The organism is Tenacibaculum pacificus (assembly GCF_027941775.1).
GTDB lineage: Bacteria > Bacteroidota > Bacteroidia > Flavobacteriales > Flavobacteriaceae > Polaribacter > Polaribacter pacificus_A.
In genome coordinates this window covers 2492884-2511847 of the sequence record NZ_CP115917.1, presented here as the reverse complement: position 1 = coordinate 2511847, position 18964 = coordinate 2492884, and the positions used below count along the sequence as shown (strand labels likewise).

Annotated in this window: 13 protein-coding genes and 2 pseudogenes; 4 read left to right on the top strand and 11 right to left on the bottom strand. The window is 28.9% G+C overall.

Going from position 1 to position 18964, the window contains the following annotated elements; genetic code table 11:
* Positions 1 to 183: 183 nt before the first annotated feature.
* The 11 genes and pseudogenes from PG913_RS11445 to PG913_RS11395 form a co-directional block, all read right to left on the bottom strand.
* Positions 184 to 1191: a TlpA family protein disulfide reductase gene (locus tag PG913_RS11445; RefSeq protein ID WP_271230821.1), complete on the bottom strand. Its 1008-nt coding sequence runs from the start codon at positions 1189 to 1191 to the stop codon at positions 184 to 186.
* A gap of 184 nt (positions 1192 to 1375) precedes the next feature.
* Positions 1376 to 2389, bottom strand: coding sequence for a TlpA family protein disulfide reductase (locus tag PG913_RS11440; protein ID WP_271230820.1), 1014 nt, complete (start codon positions 2387 to 2389; stop codon positions 1376 to 1378).
* A gap of 75 nt (positions 2390 to 2464) precedes the next feature.
* Positions 2465 to 4003, bottom strand: coding sequence for a YifB family Mg chelatase-like AAA ATPase (locus tag PG913_RS11435; protein WP_271230819.1), 1539 nt, complete (start codon positions 4001 to 4003; stop codon positions 2465 to 2467).
* Positions 4004 to 4172: 169 nt separating this feature from the next.
* Positions 4173 to 6140 (bottom strand): protein-disulfide reductase DsbD family protein, encoded by a 1968-nt coding sequence (locus tag PG913_RS11430; RefSeq protein ID WP_271230818.1) that lies wholly within the window; start codon positions 6138 to 6140, stop codon positions 4173 to 4175.
* Positions 6141 to 6166: 26 nt separating this feature from the next.
* Entirely contained in the window at positions 6167 to 7480 is a 1314-nt protein-coding gene (tilS, locus tag PG913_RS11425; RefSeq protein ID WP_271230817.1) for a tRNA lysidine(34) synthetase TilS, read from the bottom strand.
* 18 nt (positions 7481 to 7498) lie between these two features.
* Complete coding sequence (locus PG913_RS11420) at positions 7499 to 8320, bottom strand: alpha/beta hydrolase (protein WP_271230816.1); 822 nt, start codon at positions 8318 to 8320, stop codon at positions 7499 to 7501.
* A 3-nt stretch (positions 8321 to 8323) separates the two neighbouring features.
* Positions 8324 to 8557, bottom strand: coding sequence for a hypothetical protein (locus PG913_RS11415; protein ID WP_271230815.1), 234 nt, complete (start codon positions 8555 to 8557; stop codon positions 8324 to 8326).
* 21 nt (positions 8558 to 8578) lie between these two features.
* Positions 8579 to 9920: pseudogene (locus tag PG913_RS11410) on the bottom strand (anthranilate synthase component I family protein).
* A 271-nt stretch (positions 9921 to 10191) separates the two neighbouring features.
* Positions 10192 to 10719 (bottom strand): inorganic diphosphatase, encoded by a 528-nt coding sequence (locus PG913_RS11405; protein ID WP_271230814.1) that lies wholly within the window; start codon positions 10717 to 10719, stop codon positions 10192 to 10194.
* Between the two features lie 104 nt (positions 10720 to 10823).
* On the bottom strand, positions 10824 to 13331 hold the full coding sequence (locus PG913_RS11400; RefSeq protein WP_271230813.1) for a DUF5686 family protein: 2508 nt from the start codon (positions 13329 to 13331) through the stop codon (positions 10824 to 10826).
* 75 nt (positions 13332 to 13406) lie between these two features.
* Entirely contained in the window at positions 13407 to 14390 is a 984-nt protein-coding gene (locus PG913_RS11395) for a pyruvate dehydrogenase complex E1 component subunit beta (RefSeq protein WP_271230812.1), read from the bottom strand.
* Between the two features lie 211 nt (positions 14391 to 14601).
* On the opposite strand from PG913_RS11395, the gene PG913_RS11390 reads away from it, so the two are divergent.
* From PG913_RS11390 to PG913_RS11375, 4 genes and pseudogenes are all read left to right on the top strand, one after another.
* Positions 14602 to 15342, top strand: coding sequence for an electron transfer flavoprotein subunit beta/FixA family protein (locus PG913_RS11390; protein WP_271230811.1), 741 nt, complete (start codon positions 14602 to 14604; stop codon positions 15340 to 15342).
* Positions 15343 to 15435: 93 nt separating this feature from the next.
* A pseudogene (locus tag PG913_RS11385) lies at positions 15436 to 16390 on the top strand (electron transfer flavoprotein subunit alpha/FixB family protein).
* Between the two features lie 146 nt (positions 16391 to 16536).
* Positions 16537 to 17133 carry a bifunctional nuclease family protein gene (locus PG913_RS11380; RefSeq protein ID WP_271230810.1) on the top strand — a complete coding sequence of 199 codons (597 nt, stop codon included), beginning with the start codon at positions 16537 to 16539 and terminating at the stop codon, positions 17131 to 17133.
* A 13-nt stretch (positions 17134 to 17146) separates the two neighbouring features.
* Positions 17147 to 18907: a NupC/NupG family nucleoside CNT transporter gene (locus PG913_RS11375; protein WP_271230809.1), complete on the top strand. Its 1761-nt coding sequence runs from the start codon at positions 17147 to 17149 to the stop codon at positions 18905 to 18907.
* Positions 18908 to 18964: the final 57 nt, after the last annotated feature.

The window sequence follows — 18964 nt, the reverse complement described above, 5'->3', positions numbered from 1 at the left end:
TTAGAATATTATAAAAACCCTTACATTAATTTGTGAGGGTTTTTTTATTTGGGCGTTTTAACAGGCTATCCACTATATCTTTTTTTCCGTTCCTCCAAAAAAGGATGCCGTTGCTATCCTTAACGCAAAAAAAACCTGCAACTTAGTTACAGGATTTTTATATATCAAATTTTTAGTTTCTAATTAAATATTTAAAGACTCTAATAAAGTAATTAATTTTGGATTAGAAGGTCTAGGAGCATTTGAGTCAACAATATTACCATTCGGGTCAATTAAAATAAAACGAGGAATACTATTTACTTTATAAGCTTTAGAAAAAGTCTTATCATTTTTAGCATATAATTGAATTCCGCTTAAGTTTTTATCAGTAACCATTTTTTTCCATTTTTCATAATCCTTAGGATTATCAACAGAAATACTTACAAAGGCAATATTTTTACCATGATATTGTTTTTCAACTTTTTCTAAAGAAGGAATTTCTTGTTTACAAGGATTACACCAAGTAGCCCATAAATCGATATAAACATATTTTCCTTTAAAATCATCTAAAGAAGTATTTCCTTTTTTATGATTTTCATAATTAATAAATTTAGGTGATACAGCTCCTTTAGCTAATACAGTATTTGCGTATAATTTATCAGTATGTGTTTTATTTAAATAGTTTTCTAAAGATGTAATATTTTGTTTTTGAAAAGCAACAAAAGTAGAGTCTAACTTATTTTCGTTTATTCTGTTGTTAAAGTCAGTAATAAATTTTTTTACTTTTGCATCAAACTTATCTTTAGGTAAATTAAACAAGTTTTTGTCTTTAAACATTGCTTTTTGTAATACTGCATTTTTTGCTAAAAAGGTACTTTCATTTGATCCTTCACCTGTAAAAGTGATAGATTCATTAAACTCTTTTGTATCAAGAGTCATTGTAATAGTAGCACCATTTTTTAAATATAATGCTGTTGCTTCTTTTCCATCAGAAAGACGATAAAAACCATCTTTAAGATTTATAGTATCATTAAATGCGCCATTTTCATCAACTTCAATAACTCTATTAAAGTTTAATTGAGGATTAGAAAGTGTTATAGATTTAGAGTTTTTATTAGTGATTTTTCCAGAAAAAGTAACAAAATCATTTTGTTGTTTTTTACAGGAGATCATCGTTATGGCAATAGCCATTAAATAAATTATTTTTTTCATTTTTTGGTGCATTTAATTGTTTTTTTAGAATGTACTAAATTACTGTTTTTTATATAACTGAAATAATTTTTTCTTTTTTATCCTAAATCTCATTTTTTTTACATCAAAATAGTTGAATAAAGTAATTATTAAAACAAAAAAACCTGCAATTTATTGCAGGTTTTAAAAAAATATTTTTAAAGATTTAAAGATTTAAAGATTTAAATAATTCAATTAGTTTAGGACTAGAAGGTTTAGGAGCATTTGAACTAATAATGTTTCCTTGTGGATCGATTAAAATAAAACGAGGAATACTACTAATAACATAACCTGTAATAAATTTAGATCTCCAGCTATTGTCAGCAAAAAGTTGTATTCCAGTTAATTGTTTATCTACTATCATTTTTTTCCAAGCCTCATGATCTTTTTTATTATCAACAGAAATACTTACAAATTTAATATTTTTATTATGATATTGTTTTTCTATCTTTTGTAAAGAAGGAATTTCTTTTTTACAAGGATTACACCAAGTAGCCCATATATCTAAATACACATATTTACCTTTTAAATCATCTAAAGAAGTCATTCCTTCTTTATTATTTTCATAATCAACAAATTTAGGAGAAGCCATACCTTTAGCTAATTCTGTAGCTAAATATAATTTATCAGCAAATGTTCTATTTACGTATTTTTCTAAACCTATAATATCTTCTTGTTGTATAGTAATAAAAGTAGAATCTAATTTAGATTCCTTTATTCTTGTATTAAATTGAGTAATATAATCACTTATTTTTATGTTAAAATCTTCTTTAGATAATTTAAATAAATTTTCATTTTTGAATAGTACTTCTTCCAATAATGCCGATTTAGCTAAAAAATTACTTTCATTAGCTCCTATACCTGTATAAGTAACAGTTTCATCAAACTGTTTAGTATCTAGGGTCATGTTAATAGTAGCACCATTTTTTAAATATAATGTTGTTACTTCTTTTCCATCAAATAATCGATAAAAATTATCTTTAATATTTAAAGTGTCTTTAAATTCACCATTTTTATTAACCTTAATTACTTTCTTAAATTTTAATTGATTGTTAGAAAGTACGATAGAATCTGAGTTTTTATCAATAATTTTTCCTGAAAAGGTAACAAAATCATTTTGTTGTTTTTTACAAGAAATCATCGTGATAGCAATAGCTATTAAATAAAGTATTTTTTTCATATGTTAGCGTATTTAATTATTTTTAATGTACTGATTTAATGTTTTTTTATAAAACGAAAATGCTTTTTTTAGAATTTATCCTAACCAACCTTCACGGTCTAAACTTCGGTACTGAATTGCTTCTGTTAAATGATTAGATTTTATATTTTCAGAGCTATCTAAATCGGCAATAGTACGAGATACTTTTAATATTCTATCATAAGCTCTTGCCGAAAGGTTTAGTTTTTCCATGGCGATTTTTAGTAACGTATTACTTTCATTTGATAGTTTACAAAATTCACGAATTTGTTTCACAGTCATTTGTGCATTATAATGAACAGTATCAGAAGTACTAAAACGTGTTGTTTGAATTTCACGAGCTTTTGTAACTCTATTTCTAATATCGACACTTGCTTCTCCTTTTTTTTCTTCGGATAATTTATCAAAAGGAACAGGAGTGACTTCGATATGAATATCAATTCGATCAAGTAAAGGACCTGAAACTTTACTTAAATAGCGTTGCATTTCGGCAGGAGATGAGGTCATTGGAGAATCTGGGTCGTTAAAAAAACCAGAAGGACTAGGATTCATACTAGCAACAAGCATAAAACTACTTGGATAATTTACGGTAAATTTAGCTCTAGATATTGTTACTTCTCTATCTTCTAAAGGTTGCCTCATAACTTCTAAAACACCTCGTTTAAACTCGGGTAATTCATCTAAAAACAAAACGCCATTATGAGCTAATGAAATTTCGCCAGGTTGTGGTAAACTATTTCCTCCGCCAATAAGTGCAATGTCTGAACAACTATGATGTGGAGCTCTAAAAGGACGGCTATACTGTAGTCCTGTATTTTTAACTTTACCAACTACAGAGTGTATTTTTGTAGTTTCTAAAGCTTCTTGTAAAGTCATAGGAGGTAATATAGAAGGAAGTCGTTTGGCTAGCATTGTTTTTCCTGCACCAGGAGGACCGATTAAAATAATATTGTGTCCGCCAGAAGCGGCAATTTCCATACAGCGTTTTATACTTTCTTGTCCTTTTACATCTGAAAAATCAAATTCAGGAAAATCCATATGTTTATAAAACTCGGCTCGTGTATCAACTATGGTAGGTTCAATGAGTTTTTTGTTTTCTAGATGATTGATAACTTCCATAATATTAGATACACCCAATATATTTACATCATTAACAATAGCCGCTTCTTTGGCATTTTCTTTAGGCAGAATAAAATTTTTATAGCCTTCTTCATGTGCTTTAATAGCGATAAGCAAAGCTCCTTTTATAGGTTGTACACTTCCATCTAAAGAAAGTTCTCCCATAATTAGATAATCATCAATGTTTTTTGCTTGAATTTGTTTTGAAGCAGCCAGAATACCAACTGCAATTGATAAATCATAAGCAGCTCCTTCTTTACGAATATCAGCAGGAGCCATGTTTATAATGATTTTTTTTCCAGGTAATTTATAGCCATTGTTGTTAAGCGCTGCAGAAATCCGATAGGAACTTTCTCGAACGGCATTATCTGGTAACCCAACAAGGTGATATCCGATACCTTTATCAATATTTACTTCTACAGTTATAGTGGTTGCTTCAATACCAAAAACAGCAGATCCATAAGTTTTAATCAACATAACTTTCTCTTTATGATAAAGGTAGATAAAAATATTGAAATTTAAAACCTTATGAAATAGCTAAAATACATTTGTTATGTATTTCTATTTTGATGATTTATTTAACATTATAACATAAAAAAAGCCTCTTTTATAAAGAGCCTTTTTTTATGTTATATGATGATATTGATTAGTTTTTATTAAAATTATCTAATCCTGTTTTTAACCAGTTATAATAAGTTGTATGGTCAGAATATTGTTGAGGTGAATTTAATAATTCTAATTTAGGACTCATTAATACATAAAATGGTTGAGATGCTGTTTTAAAGTTTGCAACTTGTAGAGTAGCCCATTTATCACCATAAGTTCTAATTCTTTTTACTTTACCGTTTGGTTTAATAAAATCGAATTGTTCTTCTTCAGGTAATTGTCTTTCATGGTCATCTACGTACAATGAAATTAATACATAATCATCATTAATTAATGAATATATTTCAGGTTTAACCCAAATATTTTCTTCCATCTTACGACAGTTTACACACGCCCAACCTGTAAAATCTAATAAAACAGGTTTGTTTACCGATTTTGCATATGCAATACCTTCTTCAAAATCTTTAAAGCAATTTAATGATAAAGGACATTTGTTATCTTTTTTATAGATACTATGAAATTGAGGTGGAGCAAATCCACTTAATAATTTATTTTGATTCCAAAGAGGTTTTGGTAATACTCCTGGTGCTAAATAAACAAACAAAGCAAAACAAGCTCCTCCTAATAAAACTCTAAAGAAAGATATTTTACCATATTTTTTACCCATAACACCAAATAAATATAATGACATTAATAAAGCTGTTATTGCCCATATACCAATAAATATTTCTCTTTTAAATAAATCCCAATGCCCAACTAAATCAGCATTAGATAAAAATTTAAAAGCAAATGCTAATTCTAAAAATCCTAAAACAACTTTAACAGTATTTAACCATCCTCCTGATTTAGGTAAAGAATTTAACCATCCAGGAAACATTGCAAATAATGCAAAAGGTAATGCTAAAGCAAGTCCAAAACCAATCATACCTGCAGATAATTGCATTGCACCACCATCAGCTCCTAAAGAACCTGCTAATAAAGAACCTAAAATTGGTCCTGTACATGAAAATGATACAATAGCTAATGTTAAAGCCATAAAGAAAATACCGATAATACCTCCAATGTTTGAAGCTGTATCAGCTTTATTACTCCAAGAGCTAGGTAATGATAATTCATAAAATCCGAAGAAAGAACCAGCAAAGAAAACTAATATTGTAAAGAAAAATAAGTTTAACCACATGTTGGTTGAAATACTATTTAAAATTTCAGGGTCTAAAGTATCTAAATAGTGGAAAGGTAAACTTAATAGTCCATAAATTATCATTATAAAAGCCCCATATAATACAGCACTACCAATTCCTTTTCCTTTTTTCTCAGTATGTTTTGTGAAAAAAGATACTGTTAAAGGAACCATTGGAAAAACACATGGAGTTAAAAATGCTAGTAAACCACCAACAAATCCAAGTAAAAATATATTAATTAAACTAGCCTCACCATCTTCTTTAGATGATTCTTTTGTTGTGCTTTTTAATACAGCGGTATTTTTTAAGTTTAAGTTTAATGATTGTGACATAGCTTGGCTTTTGTCATCAACCTCAGTAACAGTTTGTGAAACTTTTTCACCTGTTAATGAAAACGTAAAATCCTCATCAAATGGTAAGCAGTATTCTTTACAAACTTGAGCATCTAAGTTTAAAGTAACTTGTGTTAAACTTGTATCTGAAACGGTAATTCGTTGTACTAATTTACCTTCTTCTACAAAGAAAATTTCATCTTTTCCCCAAATTTCACTAAATTCAGATTCAGTTTTACTTTCTATTGCTTTTCCGTTAAGAGCATATCCAGTTTGTCCTTCTGCAGGAGAAATAGTCATTGGTAAAGATGCATCTTCTGGATTGTATTGAGAGTATAAATGCCAATCTTCTGCAATTTCAATATCGAAAATTAAGTCATATTTTGTCTCCGAAATTTTTTCAACGACAGGTGTTATAACTATAGGATTATCATCAGATTGAGAGAAGACCGTTAAACCTAAGAATAATAAAAATAGAGTACATAATTTTTTCATTCGATTTAGTTTATAATTGGTTGTTTTTAATTAGTTATTCTTAATAATTCTGTTGTTTCATTGGATGATAAAAAGCGTCTATCTTGTCGTTTTCCTATAATCCATATAATTTCATTATCATTTGTACAAAGCAACCAAGTGCTTTCTTTTTCAAAAATTGATAATTTTTCATCTTTAAAATATTTACTAACTTTTTTCTTTCCAATCATACCTGTTGGGTAAAAATAATCGCCAGTTTCCCATTTCCTAATACTGAGGGGGTAATTTAATGAATTTTTATCAACCAAAATACAATTTATATTAATAAATGTACTCTTAGGATCGTTTTCAAAAAACAAATTTACAGGGCTTGTTATCTTAGTAGTTTGTCTATGTATTGTAATTTGTTCATTTTCAGGGGGTTTTTTTTTGTTAGTATGTAAAAGTAATAAAAAATCTCTGTCTTTTAGTAAAGTATGATAATTAGTTGATACTTTTTTACCTGATTGAGCATAAATTAACTTGTAAACATCATTCCATTCTGTAAATTTATAGTCTTTTAAAAGTTGATACAAGTATGCTTTGGGGGTAGATAACTTTAATAGTTCCGAAATATTAATTTTTAATAAATCATTATCTTTAGAAATAATTTTTGCTGATACTTCTTCCATCTTATCAACAATAATTTGTTGAGATTGTTTTAAGAAATCAGTTGTTTTATGATGGGCTTTTAATAAACTAGGGTTTAATTCTTTTAATACAGGAATTACTTGATGTCTTATTTTATTTCTGACATATTTTATTTCTGAATTACTAGCATCTTCACGCCATTTAATATCATTCTTTAATGCAAATTCTTCAATTTGTTCTCTCGAAAATATTAGTAAAGGACGTACAATTTTTCCGTTTACCGGAGGGATTCCTGTTAAACCATCTAATCCTGTACCTCTTGTTAGATTGATTAAAACGGTTTCTAAATTATCATCGGCATGATGTCCTGTTAAAACATAATCAAAATCATGTTTTTTTATTAATTCATCAAACCAATCATAGCGTAATTTTCTTGCTGCTAATTGGGTTGATAATTTATTTTCAGAAGCGTATTTACTTGTTTCAAATCGAGTTGAAAAAACCGTAATATTTAATGTTTTTCCTAATTTTTTAACTGATTCTTCATCTAAATTACTTTGGTCATTTCTTAATTGAAAATTACAATGTGCTAATGAAATTGTATGATTTAATTGCTTTAATAAATGTGTTAAAACTACGCTATCAATCCCTCCAGAAATAGCAATTAGGAGTTTTTTCTCTTTTAAAAACGAAAAATTAGTGTCTATATGTTTTGCTAATTGTTGTAGCATTTTATTTTTTAAAGATATTTATAGTTGTTTATTTAACCAATTTAGGATGTCTTGTAGCATTTCTTCTTTACATAAATCATGTTGTAATTCATGATAACCGCCTTCATAAAGTTTTAAATTTGCTTTTTTTGTTGATTTAGCAAAAGCTTCAGAGCCTTTATAATCAATTATTTTATCAGCAGTACCATGTAATAATAACATAGGTTTTTTTAATAAAGAAGCATTTTCAATCGCCCATTTACCTGAATCGATAAAAGATAAAGAAAAATTAGGGCTAATTTTATCATGAACTAAAGGATCATCAATATAATTTTGAACTTCATTTTTATCACGAGAAAGATCATTGCTATCTAATTCATTACTCAAAGTAAATGACGGCGCAATTTTTTGCATAATCTTGCCTAATTTAAGTTTCCATGCTGGTGGATTAAAAGCTAATTTTAGCATAGGACTAGTGGCAATAATTCCATCTAAATTATTTTTTTTACGAAGAGCATAATTGATAACCGCATTTCCACCCATAGAATGACCATATAAAAACATTGGCGTATTTCCAAAAACAACAATAGTCTTGTTAATAAGCATGGTAATACTTTCTAAAACAACATCAAAACTAGGGTTATGACCTCTTTTTCCTGATGTTTTACCATGTCCAAAATGATCAAAAGCAATTACACCAAAATTATTGTCAGTTAATTTTTTAGCAACATTTTGATAGCGTCCAGAATGTTCTCCCATTCCGTGAATAATAATAACTACTGCTTTTACTGTTTCAGGTTGCCAATATTGCCCGAAAAAAGTAGTTTTATGATACTCGAAATGGAAGTCTTGATGTGTCATTTTTTATTGTTTTTGTAACCACTGTCTGATATCTTTTCTTAAAGATACTTCAGGTCTTGGTAAAGGTATTGTTCTTCCAAATTGTTTACTTCTTTTAAATTTTGAAAAAGTAATTTTATGTTGTTTCCAAGCTTCAGGATACATATCTAAAAACTTGTTAAAAAAACTTTGTTCATTTACATTTCCTTCTATTTTTGGAAGTACTGCTTGAAATTTTTCTTCTTGATCTATAATCATTATTTATCTTTTTTAGTTAAATTACTTTGAATTAAGTAAAACATATTTCATTGCCTTTGCTTTTAACAAGCATTCTTCGTATTCTTTTTCAGGAATTGATTTTGCCGTAATTGCGCCACCAACAGAAAAAGAAACATATTTTTGGTCAGAATTATATAAAAGACTTCTGATAATTACATTAAAATCAAAATCGCCATCAGGTGTAAAATAACCGATAGTTCCTGAATATAAACTACGTTTTGTTTCTTCTAAGGCTTCCATTATTTTCATTGCTGATACTTTTGGTGCGCCAGTCATACTTCCCATGGGAAAGGTATCTTTAATCAAATCAACAGGATGTGTGTTTTCTGAAATTTCAGAAACGACAGTCGATATCATTTGATGCACTTGTTTAAAAGAATAAACTTTGCAAAGTTCTTTAACCTTAACACTTCCTTTTTTTGCTGTTTTAGATAAATCATTACGTACTAAATCAACAATCATAATATTTTCAGCACGTTCTTTTTCGTCACGAGCTAAATCGAAGGCTATTTTTTCATCTTCAATAGGATTAATTAATCGTTTTGCAGTTCCTTTTATAGGTTGCGAAATTATTTTAAGTCCTTCTTTTTTTAGATATCTTTCTGGCGTTGCCGATAATACATACAGGTTTTCACTGTCTGAAAAAAGTAGCAAACGGAGGTGTTGATATTTCGTTTAAATGTGAATATATTTTATAAGGATTTATGCTTGTATTTTCGGCATAAAATTCTTGACAAAAATTAGCTTCATAAATATCACCTCTATGAATATGTTCTAAAACCTTTGTTACTTTTTGATGATATTCTTCTTTATGAATTCGAAGTTTTATTTTGATATTATTTTCTTCGGATGTTTTTTTAACAGTCTCTTTTAAAGAATCAGAAATGGGAGTAGTATTTGCATTTATGCTGATAATATCTTCAAAATCTTCTTCAATTTCATCATCTATCATTTGTAAATAATGAAATTCGACAGTATTTCCTTTGATGAAAATTAATTTTTGAGGTTGAAAAAAATACAAATCAGGAAAATGAAGTCCATCAAAATTAGTAGATTTTAGTTTTTCAACGTCATTTTTTACATCATAAGAAATATATCCAAAAATATAATCTTTGGTGTAATTTTGATACTCTTTAAGTTTATCAAAAGCATTCTGATAATCTGTTTTTATCGAAGTAAATTCTTCAACAGCCAAACAACAATCAAACGAAGAATATTCTTGTTCGTAATTATTAGAATCTAACCAAATAGCAGTTTCAAACTGTTTAGCCCAAGCAAATAATTTTTGCTTAAACACTTTTGGTTCTTCTATTTGAAAATTATGTTGGGTTCTTTTAAACATTTAGCAAAAATAAGAAACGCCTTGTTAAAAATAGCATTGAAATTGTTAAACGGAGCTTGTTGTAAGTAAATATAAATTGATTTATAAAATATTCGAAATATAGTAAGAATTTTTAGCCCCGATTGAAGCAATTGTTTGAGCTCTTTTTTTGATTTTTCATCAAAAAAAAGCGAGTGCGGAAAGCGGGAAATAGCTTCAAATACTATTTAAATGATAAAAAAAAACCACTCAGAATATTCTGAATGGCTTTTTTTGTAATGGTTGCTTTAAATTATATTTTAAAGTTTCCAGTAGCTTTATGTTCACTATTTTCATAGCGTTCGATACATTTATCTAAAATTTCATAAGCTTCGTCTGCGTTCCCCCAGTCTCCGATATCAACTTTTTTCTTTTCTAAATCTTTATAAACTTTAAAGAAATGAGTAATTTCTTTTTGTAAGTGTGGATTTAAGTCAGATAAATCGTTGTACTGATTCCAAATAGGATCAGAAACAGGTACACAAAGTATTTTTTCATCTGGACCTTTTTCATCTGCCATGTGGAAAACACCAATTGGTTTAACCTCCATAACACACATTGGGAAAGTTGGTTCAGCACCTAAAATTAATACATCTAATGGGTCACCATCTAAAGCTAAAGTTTCAGGAATGAAACCATAATCTCCAGGATACATCATTGATGAGAATAACATTCTATCAAAACGGATTTTTCCTAAGTCAAAATCGTATTCGTATTTATTTCTACTTCCTTTAGGTATTTCTATTAAGACATCTACTGTCTTTTTCTCTTTTGAAGTCATATATATATTTCTTTTCTTCGTTTCTAAAAATCGGATTGCAAAAGTAATAATTTATTGCTGTTTTTAAATATAAAAACAGGTTATCTTAATATTAAATTATTAAATTATAATAAACCAACATTAATTCCTATACGAATTGCAAACTTTGCAGTAGGTGGAATTATTGCGTCTTTTGGCTGTTTGTAGTCGCTTCTCCATACAGCATCAACACGTAAAAAACGTAAATTACGATAGCCAATATTTTCAAGTCCAACACTGTATTCATAGTAGACTTTATCAGGAGCATTGTAATTTATGGTTGATTTATTTATTGCTACATTTTTATCAGAAATAGTACCGTATGCTGCTCTAAAAGTAACCAAACTACGTAATTTTAATTTATTTAATAATGGAATTCTATTCATTATAAAACCATTAAAATGATGTTCTAAATAAGTAGTTAAATAAGTATCTGTAACAAAATCATAAGAGTTTAATAGCGAAAATGTGTTTTTAGATATTGATAACGTGTTGTTTACAGGGATTACATTTAATAAAGCAAGAGGTACTGTTCCAAAAGTTTTTCCAGCTTCAAAAGTAGCTTCTAAAACACCAAATTTACTTAAAAGAATAGGTTGTTTGTATTTGAATTGTAATTTGTCGTAGGTATTGGATCCGTTAAAAACATCTTTATAACCTCTGCGATAGTTTAGTATTAAGGTAGGAAAAATGTTCTCACCAAATTGTCTTTCAACACCAAGTCCATATACAAATCGACCAGGTGTAAAAGCAATATAAACTTCAGAAGCGGTATCGGTTACTTTTGATTGTTTATTTGTTTGTTCATCAAGATAATCCATCGAAAAATTACTAGGAGAAGCAGATTGTATTTTTGAATGTGTAAAATTAATACCGATATGTAAATTCTGTTTTATTTGATAATCAAAATTTGTAGCTGTTCTTTCTATTTTAGATAAAAAAAAGTTATTATTTTTTGATAATAAAGACATTGTGCCAAAATTTTGAGACAGAAGCTGTGTCGTTTTAATCCTAGTGCGACCAAGTTGTTCTATATCTTTTTGATATGTTACACCAATACTTATTCTTGGTTGGTATGATAATAAATAGCGTCCTTCAACACCATATTTCGTTTTATTATCTTTAAATCCATGGGCTACATAAGCGCCTAATCGAAAGCGATCTTCTTTTGTCTTAAAAGTTCTAATACCTAATCTTGTTCTAAAACCTTCTACTGGATTTTTTGAAAATAATGACCATAAATGACCAAATTGAATACTGGATTTTGTGTTTATATATCCACTAGAAAGGGTGTTTATTATTCCTGTAACATTTTTAATTCTCTTTTTTTCTTTTACTTCTTTAATAAATTGATAAGTTGAATTACTTTCATTATTTTCTTTTGATTTCCAATAATTAGCTTCTTTTTTATATTGATTAGGTCTTGTTTTTACAATTTTTTGGCTGTAAAAACCTTGCTTTAAAGGTTTGTCAAGTTTGTATTTATCAAAGAGTGTCTTTTTTTTGATTGTCAGTCCTTTTTGACTTTCATTTTTATCAACAAAAGTAAAATCGGCTTCATAAGTATTTTTAGTAGTAATATAAATACTATCTTTTAATACATCAAATTCTTTTTCAAATGTTAAGCCTCTAATAAAGTTTATGATAATACTTTTATGTACTGTCATCTTTATTTTTTTAATAGAAAATATTTTATCGGTTACCCAAAAATTTCCTTGAAAAGCTAAATCACCATCTCTAATAGGAAAGAAATAGATGTTGTATAATTTTTTATCATTTTTAACAATACTATCGTAAAGAACGTAGTCGTAAGTAGCAAAACCATCAGTAGATAAGGGACTTACAAATGATTTTTGAAATAAAGGAATATTATTTTTAAAAACATCAATATTTTGAAATGAATTAGACATACGATTATAAACAAAACCATCAGTACCTACACCTTCTGTTTTTTCAGCCTCTATATCTTCTCTAATATTTTTGTTTTTATTATCTCCGTATACGTTCGAAATTTGTTCGTTTAAATAAATAGGGACATAAAAATTAACTCCATCGCTATCAAATTTTACTTTTTTGATGGTTTCTTTATAATCATTTTTAAATGCTTTTTTTAAGAAAGTAGAATCTAAATTATTAAGTCCTATTTCAATGGTATTATGTTTTTTGTATTGATAATAATCAACTAAATCAAGTCCGTTTTTTCTTTTTCTTTTCCAAATTTCTTTTAAAATACGATAAGCTGGATTCTCTTTTTTCTTTAGGCGTTTTTTAGGTTTAGTAACAATAATTACTTCTTCTAACTCGTTTGCCGCTTCTTTAATAATAATATTTAGAAATTTTGTTTTCTGATTAACGGTAATGTTTTGTGTTTCAAAACCGATAAAAGATATTTCTAATACACCGTTATTTTTAGTTGTTTTTAACGAAAAATCACCCGTATCATCAGTAGTTGTTCCGTTAACGGTGTTTTTTAAAAAAACAGAAACGAAAGGCATTGGGTTATTGAATTCATCAACAATTTTACCATTTAAAGTAAGTTGAGCGTATAAAGTACTGACAAACAGTATAAGTAATATTGATAGCTTTTTTTTCATTCTTTTTATTACCAGAAAATCCTTTTGGTTACTACCAAAAGGATTTTTATATTTATTCAATATTTGATTATTGTCTTATTTATTAAGATATAAAACATCTTTTACAGCTTTAATAACATCATTTGCATTAGGCATCCATTCTGCTAATAAAACAGGAGAATATGGTGCAGGAGTATCAGCAGTTGTAATTCTTTTTATAGGAGCATCTAAATAATCAAATGCTTCATCTTGTATTCTGAAAGTAATTTCTGAAGAAATACTTCCAAAAGGCCATGCTTCTTCTAAAATAACTAATCTGTTAGTTTTCTTTACAGATTCTAAAATAGTTTTATGATCCATCGGACGAACTGTACGTAAATCAATAACTTCAATAGAAATACCTTCTTTTGCTAATTCATCAGCAGCTTTGTAAGCTTCTTTGATGATTTTTCCAAAAGAAACAACAGTAACATCTGTACCTGCTCTTTTAATGTCAGCAACTCCAATAGGAATAATATATTCTCCTTCAGGAACTTCCATTTTATCACCATACATTTGTTCTGATTCCATAAAAATTACTGGATCATCATCACGAATGGCTGCTTTAAGTAAACCTTTAGCATCATAAGGATTCGAAGGAACAATAACTTTTAATCCTGGAGTGTTTGCAAACCAGTTTTCAAAAGCTTGTGAGTGTGTTGCTCCTAATTGACCAGCAGCACCTGTTGGACCACGAAAAACGATAGGACAATTGAATTGACCACCTGACATTTGACGAATTTTAGCTGCGTTATTGATAATTTGATCAATACCAACTAAAGAGAAGTTAAAAGTCATGTATTCAACAATTGGACGGTTTCCGTTCATTGCAGACCCAACCGCAATACCACCAAAACCTAACTCGGCAATAGGAGTATCAATAACTCTTTTTGCACCAAATTCATCCAACATTCCTTTTGAAGCCTTATAAGCTCCATTATATTCTGCTACTTCTTCGCCCATTAAGTAAATGCTTTCATCTCTTCGCATTTCTTCACTCATTGCCTCGCAAATAGCTTCTCTAAATTGTATTGTTTTCATACGTTATATTAGTAGTTGTTTTATCAATATAGCAAAAATAATAAAAATAGAAATAAGAAATAGGGTTTTTAAGCTAAACAAATCATTGTATTGCTTTTAATTTGTAATTATTAAAACATCTTAAGGTAAAATTTTTATTATGCATGCATAGTAAAATAAAAAAAACGTAACTTCGTAGTTCAAAAATTAAGTTTCTTAAAAACAACGATATATGAAAATATTAGTTTGTATTAGCCATGTACCTGATACTACTTCGAAAATTAACTTTGTTGATAACGATACAAAGTTTGATACAAATGGAGTTCAATATGTTATAAACCCTTATGATGAGTTTAGCTTAACTCGTGCTATGTGGTTTAAAGAAAAACAAGGTGCTACTGTAACTGTTGTAGGTGTTGGAGATGCTTCAACAGAACCAACATTACGTAAAGCTTTAGCTATTGGAGCAGATGCTGCAATTCGTGTAAATGCAGTGCCAACAGATGGTTTTATGGTTGCTAAAGAATTGGCCGAGGTTGTTAAAAATGGCGGTTATGATTTGGTTTTAGCTGGTAAAGAATCATCAGATTATAATGGGCAAATGGTACCAGGAATGTTAGCTTCTTTAGTAGATTTTAACTTTGTAAACGCTTGTGTAGGTGTTGAAGTTGAGGGAACAAATGTAACTTTAGATAGAGAAATAGATGGAGGAGAAGAAAAAGTTTCTTCAACTTTACCTATGGTTGTTGCTGGACAAAAAGGAATGGTAGAAGAAAAAGATTTACGTATTCCTAATATGCGTGGAATTATGACTGCTCGTAAAAAACCATTAACTGTTGTTGAACCAACAGGTGTTGTAGCAAGTACATCAACAAAAAGTTTTGAAAAACCTGCCGCAAAAGGAGCTGTTAAGTTAGTAGATAATGTTGATGCTTTAATCGACTTATTACATAACGAAGCTAAAGTTATTTAAAAATAATAGTTAAAATCACGTTGTTATCAATAAATAAAAACTGTTATTTAAAACAGCTATTTATTATTTTAATAACCTAAAAAATATAAAAATATGTCTGTATTAGTTTTTGCCGATTCATCGGAAGGAAAATTTAAAAAAACTGCTTTTGAGGTAGTTTCGTACGGAAAAAAAGTAGCCGAACAATTAAATAGTAATTTAGTTGTCTTAACAATTAATGGAGGAGATGCTACTGAATTATATACCTACGGTGCTGAAAAAGTAGTTGAGGTAAAAAATGATTTAGTTTCTTTTAATGCAAAAGCATACGCTTCAGTTATTACACAAGTAGCCAATGCAAATTCAGCAGATACTGTAGTTATTGATTCAAGTATTGATGGGTTTACTGTAGCGCCATTAGTAGCCGTTGCTTTAGAGGCTGGTTATGCGTCTAATGTTGTTGCTTTGCCAAGTAGTACGAGTCCGTTTACAGTAAAAAGAATCGCTTTTTCAAACAAAGGATTTAATAATACTGAAATTTCTACCGATAAAAAAGTAATTGGTGTTGCTAAGAATTCATACGGAGCTCATTGAAAATGCAGTAAGCGGAGTTACAGAAAGCTTTGATGCTACTTTACCTACATTAGGTGTAAAATCTGAAAGTGTTAATAAAGCAAGCGGAAAAGTAAGTATTGCTGATGCTGATATCGTAGTTTCTGCGGGTAGAGGGTTAAAAGGACCTGAAAACTGGGGAATGATAGAAGAATTAGCTGATGTTTTAGGTGCTGCAACGGCATGTTCTAAACCTGTATCTGATTTAGGGTGGAGACCTCACGGTGAACATGTAGGACAAACAGGTAAGCCTGTAGCTTCAAATTTATATATTGCTATTGGTATTTCTGGAGCAATTCAGCATTTAGCAGGTATTAATGCATCTAAAGTAAAAGTTGTTATTAATACTGATGCTGACGCTCCTTTCTTTAAAGCAGCAGATTACGGTATTGTTGGTGATGCTTTTGAAGTTATACCTCAATTAATAGAAAAGCTAAAAGCTTTTAAACAAGCATAATTTAAATAAAGGAACTTTCTTTTTATAGAAATTATAAATCAATTCATAATTTTTAGTAAATTGTGCCCACTTAAGTAGGTTGTCTAAATTTTGAAGCATAGCGCCAAAAATATAGACAGCCTTTTTAGTTACTTATTATAATCTACATGAGCTTAATTAAACTAAATATCAAAGGGATTTCATATAGCCAAACTCAAAGTGGGGCTTATGCATTAGTGCTAAGTGAAACCAAAGGAGAAAGGACATTACCTATAATTATTGGAGCTTTTGAAGCTCAATCTATTGCCATAGCTTTAGAGAAAGAAATTCGCCCGCCACGTCCACTTACGCATGATTTATTTAAAACATTTTCTGATAGGTTTTCTATAAAAGTTATCCAAGTTATTATTCATAAGTTGGTTGATGGTGTTTTTTATTCGAGTCTAATTTGTGAAAGAGATGGGCTTGAAGAGATTATTGATGCTCGAACTTCAGATGCAATTGCTTTAGCAGTTCGTTTTGAAGCACCTATTTTTACCTACGAGAATATTTTAGATAAAGCAGGTGTATCTTTAAAAATGGATGAAGAATTAATTATTGAAGAAGATTTAGATTCTGATGAAATAGAGTTTTCTTTAGAAGAAGATGATGATGATATAGAAATATCATTATCTGAATTACATGCACAACTTAACGAAGCAGTAGCTAATGAAAATTATGAATTAGCCGCACAAATTAGAGACGAAATAAGTAAGCATTCTTAATAAAAAATTAAATATGAAAAAATTATTTACGCTCATAATACTTTGTTTATCAATAACTGTTTTTGGTCAAAGTATAGAGAAAAAATGGCGTTTTTCATCAATTAAAAATACTAAAGGTACATCGGTAGTTTCATTAATTGATTCTACAGATGTATTAAATTTATCCGAAGGAATATTTAATTATTCCTTAATAGCTAAAGATAGTTTACAGGCTTCAGGGAATTATATTCATCAAAATAATTTATTGATTTTTAATTATAAACAGCCGAAAGATACGGTTCGTTATTATAATATCAGTGAGTTATCAGATACTTTATTAATTTTATCTGAAAAAAACATTACATATAAATTTACTTCAAAACCTAAAACAGTTACTCCTGTTGCTAAGGTGATAGAAATAACTGAATTAAAAACACCAATAAATCAAATTATTCCTAGTAAAGGGTTTTCTATGCAGAGTTTATGGCGTGGTGCTTTAGGGATGATTTCTTTGTTAATTATCGCTTTTTTATTTAGTGCAAATAGAAGAGGTATTGATTGGAAAATTGTAGGGTTAGGACTTACTTTTCAATTAGTAATTGCGATTGGCGTTTTAAAAGTACCTTTTGTGCAATCTATTTTTGAATTTATAGGAAAAGGATTTGTTAGTATATTAGCTTTTACCCAAGCGGGTAGTGAATTTTTGTTTCAGGGTTTAATTTCTGATATGGATACTTTTGGATTTATTTTTGCCTTTCAAATATTGCCTACTATTATTTTCTTTTCGGCATTAACATCATTATTATTTTATTTAGGAGTTATACAAAAGGTAGTAAAAGCCTTAGCTTGGTCGTTAAGTAAAGTGTTAAAAATATCTGGTGCAGAAAGTTTATCGGTAGCAGGAAACATCTTTTTAGGACAAACAGAAGCTCCATTATTAATTAAGGCTTATTTAGAAAAAATGAATAAGTCGGAAATGTTACTCGTAATGATTGGCGGAATGGCAACCGTTGCTGGAGCAGTTTTAGCCGCTTATATCGGTTTTTTAGGTGGTGATGATGAAACATTAAAATTATTTTATGCAAAACATTTATTAGCAGCCTCTGTAATGGCAGCACCTGGAGCAATTGTTATTTCTAAAATTTTATATCCGCAAACAGAAAAAATTGTTACAGATATAAAAGTTTCTCAAGATAAAATAGGTTCAAATATATTAGATGCAATAGCAAATGGTACTACCGAAGGTTTACAATTAGCGATGAATGTAGGCGCAATGCTTTTAGTTTTTGTTGCTTTTATAGCCATGATAAATGGAATTTTAGGCGGTTTAGGAGGTTTTGATGGAATAGAATATTTTGGATGGAAAATGACATCTCTTAATACAATTATAGAAAATTCAACAGCTTATAAAGCATTTTCATTAGAGTTTATTTTAGGATATACTTTTGCACCATTAATGTGGTTAATAGGTGTTGCTAGAGAAGATATGGCTTTAATGGGACAGTTATTAGGAATTAAATTAGCAGCAAGTGAATTTGTTGGGTATATTCAATTATCAGAACTTAAAAATGTAGCTAGTGCAACACATTTAACATATAATAAATCGATTATAATGGCTACTTATATGTTGTGTGGTTTTGCTAACTTTGCATCAATAGGTATTCAAATTGGTGGTATTGGTTCATTAGCTCCAAAACAGCGTAAAACATTATCAGAATTTGGAATGAAAGCTTTAATTGGAGGTACAATAGCATCTTTAATGTCAGCAACTATTGCAGGTATGATTATAGGATAATCATTAAAAGTAGAGGCAAAATAATAGTTAATAATTATTTATATAATTTTTAAAAGC

What these genes read in the sequence shown, in the direction of transcription:
- PG913_RS11445 (WP_271230821.1), bottom strand. Translation starts at nt 1,191, where the DNA reads ATGAAAAAAATAATTTATTTAATGGCTATTGCCATAACGATGATCTCC.
- PG913_RS11440 (WP_271230820.1), bottom strand. Translation starts at nt 2,389, where the DNA reads ATGAAAAAAATACTTTATTTAATAGCTATTGCTATCACGATGATTTCT.
- PG913_RS11435 (WP_271230819.1), bottom strand. Translation starts at nt 4,003, where the DNA reads ATGTTGATTAAAACTTATGGATCTGCTGTTTTTGGTATTGAAGCAACC.
- PG913_RS11430 (WP_271230818.1), bottom strand. Translation starts at nt 6,140, where the DNA reads ATGAAAAAATTATGTACTCTATTTTTATTATTCTTAGGTTTAACGGTC.
- tilS (WP_271230817.1), bottom strand. Translation starts at nt 7,480, where the DNA reads ATGCTACAACAATTAGCAAAACATATAGACACTAATTTTTCGTTTTTA.
- PG913_RS11420 (WP_271230816.1), bottom strand. Translation starts at nt 8,320, where the DNA reads ATGACACATCAAGACTTCCATTTCGAGTATCATAAAACTACTTTTTTC.
- PG913_RS11415 (WP_271230815.1), bottom strand. Translation starts at nt 8,557, where the DNA reads ATGATTATAGATCAAGAAGAAAAATTTCAAGCAGTACTTCCAAAAATA.
- PG913_RS11405 (WP_271230814.1), bottom strand. Translation starts at nt 10,719, where the DNA reads ATGACTTCAAAAGAGAAAAAGACAGTAGATGTCTTAATAGAAATACCT.
- PG913_RS11400 (WP_271230813.1), bottom strand. Translation starts at nt 13,331, where the DNA reads ATGAAAAAAAAGCTATCAATATTACTTATACTGTTTGTCAGTACTTTA.
- PG913_RS11395 (WP_271230812.1), bottom strand. Translation starts at nt 14,390, where the DNA reads ATGAAAACAATACAATTTAGAGAAGCTATTTGCGAGGCAATGAGTGAA.
- PG913_RS11390 (WP_271230811.1), top strand. Translation starts at nt 14,602, where the DNA reads ATGAAAATATTAGTTTGTATTAGCCATGTACCTGATACTACTTCGAAA.
- PG913_RS11380 (WP_271230810.1), top strand. Translation starts at nt 16,537, where the DNA reads ATGAGCTTAATTAAACTAAATATCAAAGGGATTTCATATAGCCAAACT.
- PG913_RS11375 (WP_271230809.1), top strand. Translation starts at nt 17,147, where the DNA reads ATGAAAAAATTATTTACGCTCATAATACTTTGTTTATCAATAACTGTT.